Source organism: Methanothermobacter sp. EMTCatA1, from assembly GCF_002356395.1.
Classification (GTDB): domain Archaea; phylum Methanobacteriota; class Methanobacteria; order Methanobacteriales; family Methanothermobacteraceae; genus Methanothermobacter; species Methanothermobacter thermautotrophicus.
On record NZ_AP018336.1, the window covers coordinates 797,312 to 810,815 of the forward strand.

General features: G+C 48.7%; 17 protein-coding genes. 15 read left to right on the plus strand and 2 right to left on the minus strand.

The features are described 5' to 3' along the window. Positions 1-31 precede the first annotated feature (31 nt). The 8 genes from xerA (at position 32) to arsB (ending at position 5,308) form a co-directional block, all read left to right on the plus strand. Positions 32-967, plus strand: coding sequence for a site-specific tyrosine recombinase/integron integrase (gene xerA / locus tca_RS04225; RefSeq protein ID WP_010876526.1), 936 nt, complete (start codon positions 32-34; stop codon positions 965-967). 192 nt (positions 968-1,159) lie between these two features. After that, a complete protein-coding gene (locus tca_RS04230) occupies positions 1,160-2,128 on the plus strand; it encodes a permease (protein ID WP_286709197.1) in 969 nt (322 codons plus the stop codon). Between the two features lie 50 nt (positions 2,129-2,178). Beyond that, the gene (locus tca_RS04235) at positions 2,179-2,409 is read left to right on the plus strand and encodes an MTH895/ArsE family thioredoxin-like protein (protein WP_115892107.1); all 231 of its coding nucleotides are present in this window, start codon (positions 2,179-2,181) and stop codon (positions 2,407-2,409) included. A gap of 26 nt (positions 2,410-2,435) precedes the next feature. Continuing rightward, positions 2,436-2,633, plus strand: coding sequence for a hypothetical protein (locus tag tca_RS04240; RefSeq protein WP_269899790.1), 198 nt, complete (start codon positions 2,436-2,438; stop codon positions 2,631-2,633). Then, entirely contained in the window at positions 2,633-3,391 is a 759-nt protein-coding gene (locus tca_RS04245; protein WP_286709198.1) for a pyrroline-5-carboxylate reductase, read from the plus strand. The genes tca_RS04240 and tca_RS04245 overlap by 1 nt, the downstream gene beginning before the upstream one ends. Positions 3,392-3,413: 22 nt before the next feature. Continuing rightward, positions 3,414-3,863: a universal stress protein gene (locus tag tca_RS04250; RefSeq protein WP_010876531.1), complete on the plus strand. Its 450-nt coding sequence runs from the start codon at positions 3,414-3,416 to the stop codon at positions 3,861-3,863. Between the two features lie 8 nt (positions 3,864-3,871). Further along, complete coding sequence (locus tag tca_RS04255; RefSeq protein ID WP_048060922.1) at positions 3,872-4,225, plus strand: helix-turn-helix transcriptional regulator; 354 nt, start codon at positions 3,872-3,874, stop codon at positions 4,223-4,225. Positions 4,226-4,267: 42 nt separating this feature from the next. Further along, on the plus strand, positions 4,268-5,308 hold the full coding sequence (arsB, locus tag tca_RS04260; protein ID WP_353681347.1) for an ACR3 family arsenite efflux transporter: 1,041 nt from the start codon (positions 4,268-4,270) through the stop codon (positions 5,306-5,308). 121 nt (positions 5,309-5,429) lie between these two features. Here arsB and tca_RS04265 read toward each other — a convergent pair whose 3' ends face one another. Beyond that, positions 5,430-6,485 carry a histidine kinase dimerization/phosphoacceptor domain -containing protein gene (locus tca_RS04265; RefSeq protein ID WP_286709200.1) on the minus strand — a complete coding sequence of 352 codons (1,056 nt, stop codon included), beginning with the start codon at positions 6,483-6,485 and terminating at the stop codon, positions 5,430-5,432. Beyond that, positions 6,485-7,873: a sensor histidine kinase gene (locus tca_RS04270; RefSeq protein WP_286709201.1), complete on the minus strand. Its 1,389-nt coding sequence runs from the start codon at positions 7,871-7,873 to the stop codon at positions 6,485-6,487. The genes tca_RS04265 and tca_RS04270 overlap by 1 nt, the downstream gene beginning before the upstream one ends. A gap of 126 nt (positions 7,874-7,999) precedes the next feature. Between tca_RS04270 and tca_RS04275 the strand changes: the two genes are divergently transcribed. The 7 genes from tca_RS04275 (at position 8,000) to tca_RS04305 (ending at position 13,416) form a co-directional block, all read left to right on the plus strand. After that, positions 8,000-8,935 carry a DUF523 and DUF1722 domain-containing protein gene (locus tca_RS04275; protein WP_269889813.1) on the plus strand — a complete coding sequence of 312 codons (936 nt, stop codon included), beginning with the start codon at positions 8,000-8,002 and terminating at the stop codon, positions 8,933-8,935. A 9-nt stretch (positions 8,936-8,944) separates the two neighbouring features. Continuing rightward, on the plus strand, positions 8,945-10,282 hold the full coding sequence (locus tca_RS04280) for a deoxyribodipyrimidine photo-lyase (RefSeq protein ID WP_010876537.1): 1,338 nt from the start codon (positions 8,945-8,947) through the stop codon (positions 10,280-10,282). 142 nt (positions 10,283-10,424) lie between these two features. Continuing rightward, positions 10,425-11,087 (plus strand): biotin transporter BioY, encoded by a 663-nt coding sequence (locus tag tca_RS04285; RefSeq protein WP_269889814.1) that lies wholly within the window; start codon positions 10,425-10,427, stop codon positions 11,085-11,087. Then, positions 11,041-11,463: a DUF1284 domain-containing protein gene (locus tca_RS04290; RefSeq protein ID WP_010876539.1), complete on the plus strand. Its 423-nt coding sequence runs from the start codon at positions 11,041-11,043 to the stop codon at positions 11,461-11,463. The genes tca_RS04285 and tca_RS04290 overlap by 47 nt, the downstream gene beginning before the upstream one ends. Before the next feature lie 20 nt (positions 11,464-11,483). Next, positions 11,484-12,587, plus strand: a complete 1,104-nt coding sequence (locus tca_RS04295) for an aldo/keto reductase (protein ID WP_269889815.1) — start codon at positions 11,484-11,486, stop codon at positions 12,585-12,587. Positions 12,588-12,597: 10 nt separating this feature from the next. Further along, positions 12,598-12,795, plus strand: coding sequence for a hypothetical protein (locus tca_RS04300; protein WP_010876541.1), 198 nt, complete (start codon positions 12,598-12,600; stop codon positions 12,793-12,795). 90 nt (positions 12,796-12,885) lie between these two features. Then, positions 12,886-13,416 (plus strand): THUMP domain-containing protein, encoded by a 531-nt coding sequence (locus tca_RS04305; RefSeq protein WP_048060923.1) that lies wholly within the window; start codon positions 12,886-12,888, stop codon positions 13,414-13,416. Positions 13,417-13,504 lie beyond the last annotated feature (88 nt).

Sequence of the window (13,504 nt, forward strand, 5' to 3'; positions counted from 1 at the left end):
TGCATGATCCGCAAGATTTAAGTGGATATTTATGGTAGATACCATGAATATGAAGAGGGAGTCAGAGGAAAGGCAGGGTCTTCTTGAACGTTACAATTTTCCAGAGCTCATTGAGGATTACCTCATTGAACTTGAGATCAGGAATTACTCTCCAAACACGATAAAGACGTACAAATCAATCGTTAAAAACTTTTATGAGTTTCTGATGAATGAGGATGACCTCTACGATGACAGGAGGGTCCTCAGGTCCTTCAAGAGGTATATACAGTACCTTAAAAGGGATAAAAAGGTTACACAGAACTATATCTACCTTGTAACCGTTGTTGTTAAGAAGTTCTTTGAGTTCAGTGGCATAGACTGCCTGGAGGAGGTCAAGGCCCCCAAGAGGACCAAGTCCCTCCCCAAGTCCCTCAATGAGGATGAGGTCAAAAGTCTCATCAACGCCGTTGAGGTGGCTGATGATGGCTCCGTCATAAGGAGGTTCATAAAGACCCGTGACCGCCTTATACTCTCACTTCTCTACTCATCGGGTCTCAGGGTCTCTGAGCTGGTCTCACTCAGGATCAATGACATAGACCCTGATGAGAGGACCATAAGGATCAGGGGTAAGGGTGATAAGGATCGTATAGTCCTATTTGATGAGAACACCCGTGATCTTCTCATGGATTACCTCAAAAGAAGGATTCATGAAAGCGAGTACCTGTTCCTCAACCGTTTCGGGGATCCCCTCACCCCCAGGTACGTTCAGATGATGATAAAGAACTATGCACGGAAGGCCGGGATAAAGAAGAAGGTCACCCCACACATACTGAGGCACTCCTTTGCAACCCACCTCCTCAAGAACGGTGTGGATATAAGGGCCATACAGCAGCTTCTGGGCCATTCAAACCTTTCAACGACACAGATATATACAAGTGTGGATATGCAGACCCTTAAAAATGTTTATGACCGGGCCAGACTCCTCTAATTAACTTATTTTCAGTTCTTTCAATAAAATTCAGGTCAGGAGTCAGCAGATGGTCTGAATTCCTCCCTAAGGGCGGGCTTAATTTTTCAGAAGGTCAGTGACTTCATCGAACCATGGAAAGTTATATATACTGGCAATCCCAATTTACCTTTATATCCATAAATTTGAATATATTGATTGGAGGTTAAAGGATTGTTACAGGAATTCGCAGATTATGTAACATACAATCTCATGGGCCTTGAACCGGCCTCCCACCTCGGAAGCGCCGTTAACTTCTTCATATACGACACCATAAAGATATTCATACTTCTAGCCACACTCATATTTGTCATATCATTCATAAGAACATATATACCGCCCAACAAGGTTAAGGAAACACTTGAAAAGAGACACAGGTACACAGGAAACTTCATAGCAGCTCTGGTTGGTATAATAACCCCCTTCTGTTCATGTTCAGCCGTACCACTGTTCATAGGCTTCGTTGAAGCTGGCGTGCCCCTGGGTGCAACCTTCTCATTCCTCATATCATCCCCCATGATAAATGAGATAGCAATAATACTGCTCCTTGGACTGTTCGGATGGCAGATAACCGCCTTCTATATAGTATCAGGTTTCATAATCGCAGTTCTTGGCGGAATCCTCATAGGAAAGCTTAAAATGGAAACTGAACTTGAGGACTACGTCTACGAGACACTGGAGAAGATGAGGGCCCTGGGGGTAGCCGATGTTGAACTACCAAAACCAACACTCAGGGAGAGGTACGTGATAGCCAAGAATGAGATGAAGGATATACTCCGCCGTGTTTCACCCTACATAGTTATAGCAATAGCCATCGGGGGATGGATACACGGTTATCTCCCCGAGGATTTCCTCCTCCAATATGCCGGTGCAGACAATATATTCGCTGTTCCGATGGCAGTTATAATAGGAGTTCCGCTGTACTCAAACGCTGCCGGTACCATCCCCCTCATATCAGCCCTCATAGAGAAGGGAATGGCCGCTGGAACCGCGCTGGCACTTATGATGTCAATAACCGCCCTGTCACTCCCTGAGATGATAATCCTCAGGAAAGTGATGAAGCCAAAGCTTCTAGCCACATTCATAGCAATCCTGGCAGTCTCAATAACACTGACAGGATACATATTCAACCTAATAATCTAGAGAATCTACAACATGTCATGTTAACAGTTCAACCTGATTGAGGTGAAATGATGAAGATACAGATATATGGTACAGGATGTGCAAACTGTCAGATGCTCGAAAAGAACGCCAGAGAAGCAGTCAAAGAACTTGGAATCGATGCCGAATTCGAAAAGATAAAGGAAATGGACCAGATACTGGAGGCAGGACTCACAGCCCTTCCAGGACTGGCAGTCGATGGTGAACTGAAAATCATGGGCAGGGTGGCCTCAAAGGAGGAGATCATGAAGATCCTCTCCTGAACCCCCTCATTTTCATGGTGATGAATATGGTCAAAGACGAAGAAAAGGGCTTTGAGGGAAAAATAAAGGCAATGATCTCATCAAAGGCATGCGCCTGCCAGACAGGCATCCTTGAGAAGAAGAAGTCAGGTCTGAGGTACGTCAACTGCAAGGGCTGCGGTAAACTATTCAAAACCGACAGGGACACCGAGTACTGCATGGACTGTGAGAAAAAGATGAAGTGATGGAGATGAGAATAACATTCCTGGGCGGTGGCAGGGTAGTCAGGATAATCCTCGGGGGCCTCCAGAGGGCAGGTAAACTACCCGGGGAGGTGATGGTGTGCGACCCCGATGAGGATTCCCTCAGAATCCTTGAGGATGAATTCGGGGTTAAAACATCAGCTGACTGCAGAAGCATGGAAGGAGATGTGATATTCCTTGCAGTGCATCCACCTGTCCTGAAGGATGTTCTGAACAAAATTGAGTCCCCTTCCCCTGAATCACTGATAGTGTCCCTGGCACCCAGGATCAGAATAGAGGAGATACAGCAGGCACTGGACCACCCAAAGGTCGCGAGGGTCATACCCAACGCCCCCTCTCTTGTTAACAGGGGCTACAATCCCTTCAGCGCGGCAGATGAACTCACCGGCACTGACCTGGAAATACTTCAATCACTATTTGAACCTCTCGGAAAGTTTCCAGAGGTATCCGAGGACAAACTTGAAGCATACGCCGTTATAACTGCAATGGGTCCGACTTATCTATGGTTCCAGCTGGCTGAACTGGAAAAACTGGCTGTTGAGTTCGGCATGTCCCCTGATGAGGCTGCAACCGCTGTGCATTCCATGGCATCAGGCGCAGTGGAGGCCCTGTATTCACACCCAAACAGGGATATGGTTATGGACCTCATAGCTGTGAAGCCCCTGGAGGATGCAGAGGATGATATAAGGGCCATCTACAGGAAAAGTCTTATGAGAATATACCAAAGCCTGACGGAGTGACAGCACCCTAAGGAGGTATGATATGTACAGAAAAATATTGCTTGCAACGGATGGATCCGAATGTTCAATGCAGGCTGCAGGATACGCCATTGAAACTGCAGCGCAGAACCGGGCCGAACTTCTGGCACTCACGGTCACAGAGACCTACCCCCTTGATAACCTTCCTGTGGAGGAACTCACAAGGAAGGTGACGGAACTCTTCAGGAAGGAATCAGAGGAGGCCCTCCAGAAGGTCGAGGACCTTGCAGTGAGTCTCGATACTCCTGTTAAGGTCCGTAAAATGATGGTGGATGGTTCACCTGCAGAAACAATTCTGAAAGTCGCCGATGAAGAAAATGTGGATCTCATAGTTGTAGGGGCATCAGGAAAACATGCCCTTGAAAGGTTCCTCCTTGGAAGTGTGTCAGAGAAGATTGTGAGACACGCCAGGGTACCTGTGCTTGTGGTCCACAGCAAGAAACTTGAATGTTAGGTAGTACCATGAATTCATGTAACGCTGATAGACCAAGCCCCGAGCAGATTGAGAGATTGAAAGAAAGGCTTGCTGGACTCCCGGATGAGGATAAAATAAAGAAGGAAGCAGCAGCCCTTAAGGCCCTGGCAGATCCAACCCGCCTTCTCATAATCTACCTCCTCTCTGAGGGTGATCTCTGCGTATGTGAAATAATGGCTGCCCTTAAAAAGCCCCAGCCAACCATTTCACACCACCTGAACATACTCAGGCGGGCTGGTTTCCTGAAGGCGGAGAAACGCGGTGTATGGGTCCACTACAGTCTGGCCAGTGATGACCTCCCATCAATGATAAAGCAAGTGATTGAAGCAAGTGATTACTAAGGTGGTATCTTGACCGGTGATTCCTGCAGCTTAGACGGTGATATCTGTCCATCAAGGCTCGGATTTCTCGATAAATATCTGACACTCTGGATTTTCCTTGCAATGGCGGCAGGTGTTTCAATCGGATACTTCTTTCCTGAATCCCGTCAGTTCATAAACATGTTCCAGGTGGATACAACAAGCCTCCCCATTGCCATTGGACTCATACTGATGCTGTATCCTCCCCTTGCAAAGGTTCATTATGAGGACCTCCCTGATGTCTTCAGAAACTTCAGGATACTTGGACTTTCACTGTTGCAGAACTGGATCATTGGCCCTGTACTGATGTTCATCCTTGCCATCGTCTTCCTGATGGACCATCCAGAATACATGATCGGTCTCATACTAATAGGACTCGCAAGGTGCATTGCGATGGTGATAGTCTGGAATGAACTGGCCATGGGAGACAGGGAGTATGCCGCGGGGCTTGTGGCATTCAACAGCCTCTTCCAGGTTTTCTTCTACAGCATATATGCATGGGTCTTCATAACCCTCTTACCGCCACTCTTCGGGGTTCAGGGAACTGCCATCGATGTCAGTATATTTGAGATAGCAAAGAGCGTCTTCATCTACCTGGGAATACCATTCATTGCAGGATTTTTGACCAGGTACCTCCTCCGGAGAAGGAAGGGTTCTGAGTGGTACGATACCAGGTTTATCCCAAGAATAAGCCCCCTGACACTAATGGCGCTCCTCTTCACCATCGTGGTGATGTTCAGCTTGAAGGGAGACTATATAGTGCAGATACCCTTTGATGTGCTTCTAATCGCCATACCCCTCATCATCTACTTCGTGTTCATGTTCCTAATATCCTTCATCCTGGCATACAGTGTGGGGGCTGATTACTCGAAGTCATGCGCCATTTCATTTACAGCTGCAAGCAACAACTTTGAACTTGCAATAGCTGTCGCAGTGGCCGTCTTTGGTATAGATTCCGGTGTGGCATTCGCAGCCGTTGTGGGACCACTCATCGAAGTGCCTGTACTCATAAGCCTTGTAAATGTAGCACTGTACTTCCAGAGGAGACTATACAAAGAGGGTTAAACCAGGAATTCTCTTTTTCATTCAAGCGGAGGATTCTGAAGGGAATCCCCCATCACATCTTTATTTTTGTTTAGATCATCTGCGGTAGGGCTTCATGAAGGTAGTCCAGACAATACAATCATCACGTTATTCTGTCGGCATAGAACTGCTCAAAGAACTCAAATATGAATACAACGCCATCATCACTGCTTTCAACCTTAATATGTCCTCCAAGCTGCCCTGCAAGGTTGTCCATCATCCGGAACCCGAAGGACCCTCCTTCTGGAAAACTGACATCCTCAGGTAAACCGGGTCCACTGTCCCGGTATACCAGCCGGTGGCGGCCATTGAATCTCCTAATTTCGATGTGTATCTCACCGCCCCCACTTAAGGCGTGTTTGAGGGAATTGGAAATCAGTTCTGCAGTTATGAGCGCCAGTGGGACTGCCGTATCCATGTTAAGCTCTGCAGGATCCCCGCTAACGGTAACCCTGACATCAGATGCCCTCCCATGGGCACTGATGAGATGTGATGAGAGGCTCCGGACATACTCCTGAAAATCAATTATGTAGGTGCCTGAAGAGGGATAGGCGTGCTCATGTATCATTGCAATCGAGCGCAGCTGGTTCACGTAGTCCCTGAAAAACTCCTCAACGCCTGGATCCTCTATGTACCTTATCTGGAGTGAGAGGAGACTTATGATGAGCTGGAGGTTGTTCTTGACCCTGTGGTGAAGTTCCCTCAGCAGCTGTTCCTTCTCCTCGATGGACCTTTTAAGGTACTCATTGATGGCCTTCTCCCTCACAAGTTTAACCCTGTTCTTCTTTGCCTCATGCTTGTAGAGGGCCATTTCAAGGTTCACCTTTATATCTCTCTCATGGAATGGTTTGAGGATGTATGCATATGGCTCAGTCTCCCGTGCCCTCTTCACAATCTCATCACTGCTGTAGGCTGTGAGGTATAGGACCGGGATGTCCATCTTCTCCTTTATTATCCTTGCAGCATCGATACCATCCAGTTCGCCCTCCAGCATGATGTCCATTATTATGGAGTCAGGTTCCAGTTTTTCCAGCGACTCAAGTAGATCCTCTGCTGAATGGAATATTGCAGCGACCTCATAACCTGCATCCTCCAGTATGTACCGGATATCCTGGGCAACCAGTTCCTCATCCTCAACTATAACAACCCTTCCCCTCATCATTCACCACCAGCATCAAAGGTGACCGTGAAAACAGCCCCATCACGGTTCTCTGCAACTACCGATCCATTGACTCTCCTGAGCATGAAGTTAACGAGTTTAAGACCAAAACCTGGCGAATCTGAAACCTCAAAATCCTTAGGAAGCCCACAGCCGTTATCTGCAACCACAAGTGCGCCCCTTCCATCTGAGACCGAAAGCGTGATCCTCACCTCACCATGGGAGTCTATCCCATGATTTATGGCATTTGTAACGAGTTCATTGACAATGAGGCCAATGGAAACCGCGGTGTTGATTCCCACCTTGACCTCATCAAGTTCCGTCCTGAATACCGTGTCCCTCCCCCTGCACATATTTCGGAGTTCAGAAAGCAGTTCCTCTATGTATTCCGCAAGGTTGACCACCATCATGTCCCCTGATCCATAGAGCTTCTCATGGACGAGGGCTATGGACTTAACCCTGTTCTGACATTCCATGAATATTTCAAGGGACCTCTCATCCTCTATGTACCTTGACTGAAGCCTCAGGAGACTCGATATCAGCTGAAGGTTGTTCTTGACCCTGTGGTGTATCTCAGATAGGAGGAATTCCTTCTCCCTTATGGAAGCCTCAAGGGACTCCCTGATACGTTTATCCTCTGTTATATCCTGTTTTATCCCTATCAGAGACTTTGGATTCCCTTCAGAGTCCCTCAGCACCTCTGCCCTGAGCAGCACGAAGGAAGTGGAACCATCATCCCTGAGTATCCTGTATTCCCCCTCGAATGGCCTCAAAGATCTGATTGACTCATTGAAGGTCCTGCGTTCATCAGGGTGTATCCTTGAAACCATCTCATGAATGCTACCACTGAATTCATCCCGTGGGATTCCAAGTATCCGCAGGGCCTCATCAGAGCATGATAGGGTGTCCGAGTCAATGTCCCACTGCCAGCTTCCTATCCTCCCTATCTTCTGCGCCTCCCTCAGCTGCCAGTTGCTCTCAATAAGGGACTGCCGTGTCCTTTCAAGCTCCTGCTCCTTTTCAATCTCCCTTATGGCCCTCTTTATTGCAATGGGGACCTTTGAAAAGTTGCTCTTGAGGACGTAGTCTGTGGCCCCGGCCTTCAGGGCCTCAACTGCAAATTCCTCGCCGATCTTGCCACTCACAAATATGAAGGGTACCCATGGGCACCTCTCCCGGGCTATTGAAAGGGCTGAGAGGCCATCAAAGGAGGGCAGGGAGTGGTCTGCCAGTATAACGTCGGGTCTGAACTCATCAATGGCCCTTATAAAGTCCTCTTCATTATCAGCTGTCTCTGATATGAACTCAATTCCGGCCCGCCTTATCTCCCTCTCCATGAGCTCAACGTCCAGCGGGACGTCCTCAAGTATAAGAATCCTGCATGTCATCCTATCATCTGATCATTTTTGAACCATGTCACATATCTTGATTACTGTTTACAGCAAGTATATCCATGGAACTTAATCACCGGGTTCCAATACGGCTTATCTATGATTTGGACCTAAATATAGTTTATGAGAAAATTCAGAAGGCCCCTCATTGTGCTCAGCCGCTGCATTGAACATGACCACTGCCGCTACGACGGGTCAATGATATCAAGTCCCTTTGTGAGGCAGTTCGAAGACTACGCAGACTTCATAACGGTCTGCCCCGAGGTTGAGATCGGACTTGGTGTTCCAAGGCCGCCCATCCACATAACAGAGGTGGATGGTAAACCCAGGCTTGTGCAGCCAGAAACCGGCAGGGACATAACAGCTGACATGAGATCATTCATAGACTCATTCCTGGGTTCACTGGATGCTGTTGACGGCTTCATACTTAAGAACAGATCGCCCTCATGTGGCATAAGGAACGTGAAGGTCTACCGTGGCGAGGGTCGGCGCCCTGGACGTGACGGAATGGGTTTCTTTGGAAGGGCCGTGATGGAGAGATTCCCCCACCTCCCCCTTGAAGATGAGGGGAGGCTCCGGAACCTGCAGATAAGGGAGGACTTCCTCATCAAGCTCTACCTTGTAAGGGACCTCCGCTCCGTGGAGGGGCTGCAGGACCTCATAGAGTTCCACACCCAGAACAAGTTACTCCTGATGTCCATCAGTCCAGAGGGACAGAACATCCTTGGAAGGGTGATAGGAGAGCAGACGGACCATGAGGATGCAATTAAGGAATACTCAGAAATATTCCATGAAATCATCCGAGAGCCCCTTAAACCTGAAAGACTGATCAACGCCCTGCTGCATGCCTTCGGCCATTTTTCATCGGAACTCAATGGCGAGGAAAAGAAATACTTCCTTGAATCTGTTGAATGGTACCGCAGGGGTGTGGTGCCGCTCCTTGTGCCAATAAGCATACTCAGATCATGGGTTGTGAGGTTCGGGGATATCTACCTCGAGAAACAGACACTATTCGAGCCCTACCCACGGGAGCTCGTGCCGGTAACCCTCATCATCTGAGGGATCAGGATGATACATGCTGAAAGGATAAGAAACCTCAACGGTGAGGAGCCAGATCTTCGCGGCAGTTACGTTGTGTACTGGATGCAGGCATCTGTGAGGAGCCACTGGAACCATGCCCTTGAATACGCCATTGAAACCGCCAACAGTCTCAAAAAGCCCCTTATAGTGGTTTTTGGTCTTACAGATGATTTCCCTAATGCCAATTCCCGCCATTACCGTTTCCTCATTGAGGGTCTCAGGGATGTGAGGTCAAATCTCAGGGAAAGGGGGATTCAGCTTGTGGTTGAAAGGGACTCTCCACCATCCGTTCTTCTCAAATATGCTGATGATGCCGCTGCAGCTGTGACAGACAGGGGATACCTTGACATACAGAAGGAATGGGTGGATGAGGCTGCAGGTGCACTTCACATCCCCCTCACACAGGTTGAGTCCAACGTCATAGTACCTGTCGAAACGGCCTCAGATAAGGAGGAGTACTCCGCAGGGACCTTCAAACCAAAGATAAAAAGGCACCTGAAGAGATTCATGGTCCCCCTGAGGATGAGGACCCTGAAGATGGATTCCCTGGACCTTGAACCGGGACCTGAATTTGAGGATGCTGTGAGGGACTTCAGGGCCCCTGAGGATCTTGAACCGTCAGTATTCCGGGGCGGAACATCCACCGCCCTTTCCATCTTCAGTGAGTTTCTGAGGGAAAAACTTGAATGCTTTGAGAGGTACCGGAACGATCCTGTGAAGAACTGCCTCTCCAATATGAGCCCCTACCTGCATTTTGGACAGATATCCCCCCTCTACCTTGCACTGAGGGCTTCAGAGGCCGGTGAATGTCCCGAGTTCCTGGAGGAGCTAATTGTGAGGAGGGAGCTCAGCATGAACTTTGTCCACTACAGTGACAGTTACTCAAGCATCAGTTGCCTCCCTGAATGGGCCCAAAGAACCCTCATGGACCATGTGGCTGATCCCAGGGAGTATGAGTACAGCCTCAGGGAACTTGAATCCGCCAGTACCCATGATCCCTACTGGAACGCTGCGCAGCAGGAGATGGTCATCACAGGGAAGATGCACGGCTATATGAGGATGTACTGGGGTAAGAAGATACTTGAATGGACCGATCACCCTGCAAGGGCCTACGACATTGCCCTTTACCTCAATGACAGGTATGAAATTGATGGCAGGGACCCCAACGGATTCGCGGGAGTTGCATGGTGCTTCGGCAAACATGACCGTGCCTGGGCTGAAAGGGAGATCTTCGGTAAGGTCAGGTACATGAATGACCGCGGACTTAAGAGGAAGTTCAGGATAGATGAATACGTCGATAGAATCAGGGGCCTCATGGATGAGTAGAGACCACACAGCAGATGAAGAACTTTATCCTCAGGTCCAGTCACCTGGGGTCCACATAAGGATACAAAACTTTTTATCTTCAGGTGACCAACTATCTAGGGGACTCTAATTATATTACCATTCACTCCAGGGAGGTTAGGATATGAACATTAACCTTGAGGGATACTACAGAATGCGTTACACATTATTCAGATGGAGACACAATCAGAACTGGATAAACAAGACGGTGATGGCCTTTTTCATGGCCTGTGTAACAGGCCTCCTGGCCCAGGTTGTCATTCCACTGCCATGGACACCCGTACCAATCACAGCCCAGACACTGGCAGTCCTCATGTCAGGTGTGATCCTTGGAAGGTACTGGGGTGGGCTGAGCCAGCTAATCTATGTGATCATCGGTGCAGCCGGCGTGCCCTGGTTTGCAGATATGAGCGGCGGCCCTGAGGTACTCCTGGGGGCCACCGGAGGTTACCTGCTGGGATTCATCCTCGCAGCCCTTCTTCTGGGTCACTTCGTTGACAGACACATAAGGGCCAGAAAGTTCACCCCCATGCTGGGCCTCATGACGATAGCAAACTTCGGCCTCATATACATACCCGGACTTGTTGTGCTGGGCCTCTGGAGCCTGAAGACCCAGGGCACACTGCCGGGACCATGGGAACTTCTGGTAATGGGACTGCTCCCATTCATACCAGGGGACATCCTGAAGATAACCGGGGCTGCTGCCCTCACAAGGGCCATAACACCCAAGGAGCCCTATGGTGAAGAGATTGACATCCAGAAGGCAGAAGGGTGGAGGGTGCCCTGATCTAACCATCAGGGCCCATCACCTCCTATGCATGAGGGGCTTTCAGGGGTACGGCTACAGTGAGGAGTTCACAGAAAACCTTGCACGTATCATCCATGAAATAAAAGGTAACCCCTCAGCTTTCCTCATGATCGTTGATTTTCCAGATGACATATGCCGGGCCTGTCCCTTCATGGATGGTCTCCGGTGTCTCAGGGATGAAGAAAGGATCAGATCCATGGACAGGAGAGTCCTGGAACTTCTTAAACTGGAGAGCGGCTGCATGGTGACGTTCCATGACATCGAAGACGCCCTGCTTGCTCTAATCACTTCAGGCAAGATCATGGAGATATGCGGGGAATGCTCCTGGATGGATCTATGCCTCATCCACAGGTAGTTCTTTGCAGATGAAACCATATGATTCAAAGAAAACTTGGGTCGACAGATATAGAGGCATCAGTTCTGGGTATAGGCGTTATGCGCTTTCCAGAGGTTGACGGTAGGCTTGATAGGCCTGCGGCAGATAGGATCATGGCCTTCGCCCTTGACAATGGTATAAACTACATTGACACCGGCTACACCTACCATGGTGGTGAAAGTGAGGTTTTCATAGGGGACTTCCTCTCAGAAAACGATTACCCTGATGTTTACGTTGCAACCAAGCTCCCCACCTGGCTGGTGAGGGACAGGAGGGACATGGAGAGTTATCTGAATGAACAGATGGAAAGGCTCAGGGGTAAGCTGGATATATACCTCCTCCACAACCTTAAAATGGACTCCTGGCTGGCCCTGAAGGACATGGGGGTGCTTGAATTCCTGGACTCACTCAGGGATGAGGGTATATATGCTGGTTTCTCATTCCATGACACTGCAGACGTCTTCTTTGATATATTCGACGCCTATGACTGGGACCTTGTTCAGGTCCAGCACAACATAGTCGACGATGAACAGGCAAACCCCGCCACCATAGCCCATGCAAGGTCCCAGGGCGCGGGTACCGTTATAATGGAGCCCCTCCGTGGGGGTTCACTGGTAAGGAACATCCCCCCTGAGGTCATGGAGATATATGAGATGGCCGGGAGGCCCAGGAAACCAGTGGAGTGGTGCCTGAGGTACCTCTGGGACATGGATGCTGTTGATGTTGTTCTGAGTGGAATGAGCAGCATCTCCGAAGTGAAGGAGAACATCAAAATCGCATCATCCCCTGAGGAACTTACAGAGGATGACCATGCAATTTTAAGGGAGGTTAAGAGGGCCTACCGTATGAGAAAGACTGTCCCCTGCAGTGAGTGTGGCTACTGCATGCCCTGCCCTGAGGGCGTGGACATACCACGTAACCTCAGACTACTGAATGACATCTACAGGTTCATGAGTACGAGGGGTGTTAGAACAGAGTACCGTAAGATCATGGGTGAGGCGGAGAGGGCCTCAAACTGTTCCGGCTGTGGCTCCTGCATGCCCTGCCCCCAGATGATTGACATACCCTCTGAACTCAGGAGGCTCCATGAGAAGCTTGGATAGGTGAATCAGCTTGATTGAAAGGTTGAAGTACTCCATTAAAATCTCATTTATGCTGGCTGTTCTTGGTTCTGCTGTCCTGTTTATCTGGGGAATGATCGGAAGGCTGGATATCAGCTGGGATGTTCTGAGATCAGCCCTTGAGGGTTTTGTTGCCTTTGGTATATTTGGATTCATACTGGGCTTCCTGATATATGACCTTGAGTCCTGATAAACAGATGTGAGTTGAGGGTCCTCCAGATCACACCAACCATAATGACTTATGTATCATATAACATAGTAATTGAAGGGGGTGATTTCTTTGAAGGTTCCTGAAAATTTCAACCTCCTTGTTACACTGCGCGGCCAGAAGGGTGAAACTGCAGGCGAGGAGATAGTTGGTCTTGAAGAGACTGAAATGGCGCTATCCAGGTATGAAGGGGAACTTAGAGTCATTGAATCTGATTTTCCAAATGTTATGATGTTTGATCTTAATATGGATCCCCTTGAAGCGGTTAATATTATCAAAAATTCTCCAACGACTGTCATATCAAAGGTTGTCCCTGTGGAGGCTGTTGTGAGGACAAGACTTGACAGTATCCTCGAGAAGGTAATAGCGCTGGTATCAGAAAAGGTTGAGGCAGGTGAAACCTTCAGGGTGATCTGTGATCTGAGGGGTAGAAGGTATATCAGGTCAGCCGGAGAGCTTGTTGAAGCTGTTTCAGAGGCTCTTATGGAACGTTTCCCCATCACAGAATCAGATGAACCTGACTGGATCATTCAGATTGAGGTGGTGGGTGATTCTACAGGTGTCAGTGTTCTCAGGCCCCATCAGGTGATTAAGAAGGAATGATAGTCCCCCAAATACAACTCCTGATTTAGAAATTTTTACGCAACATATATAGATACTCAAATACATAGAAAACTCCCTGATTTAGAAT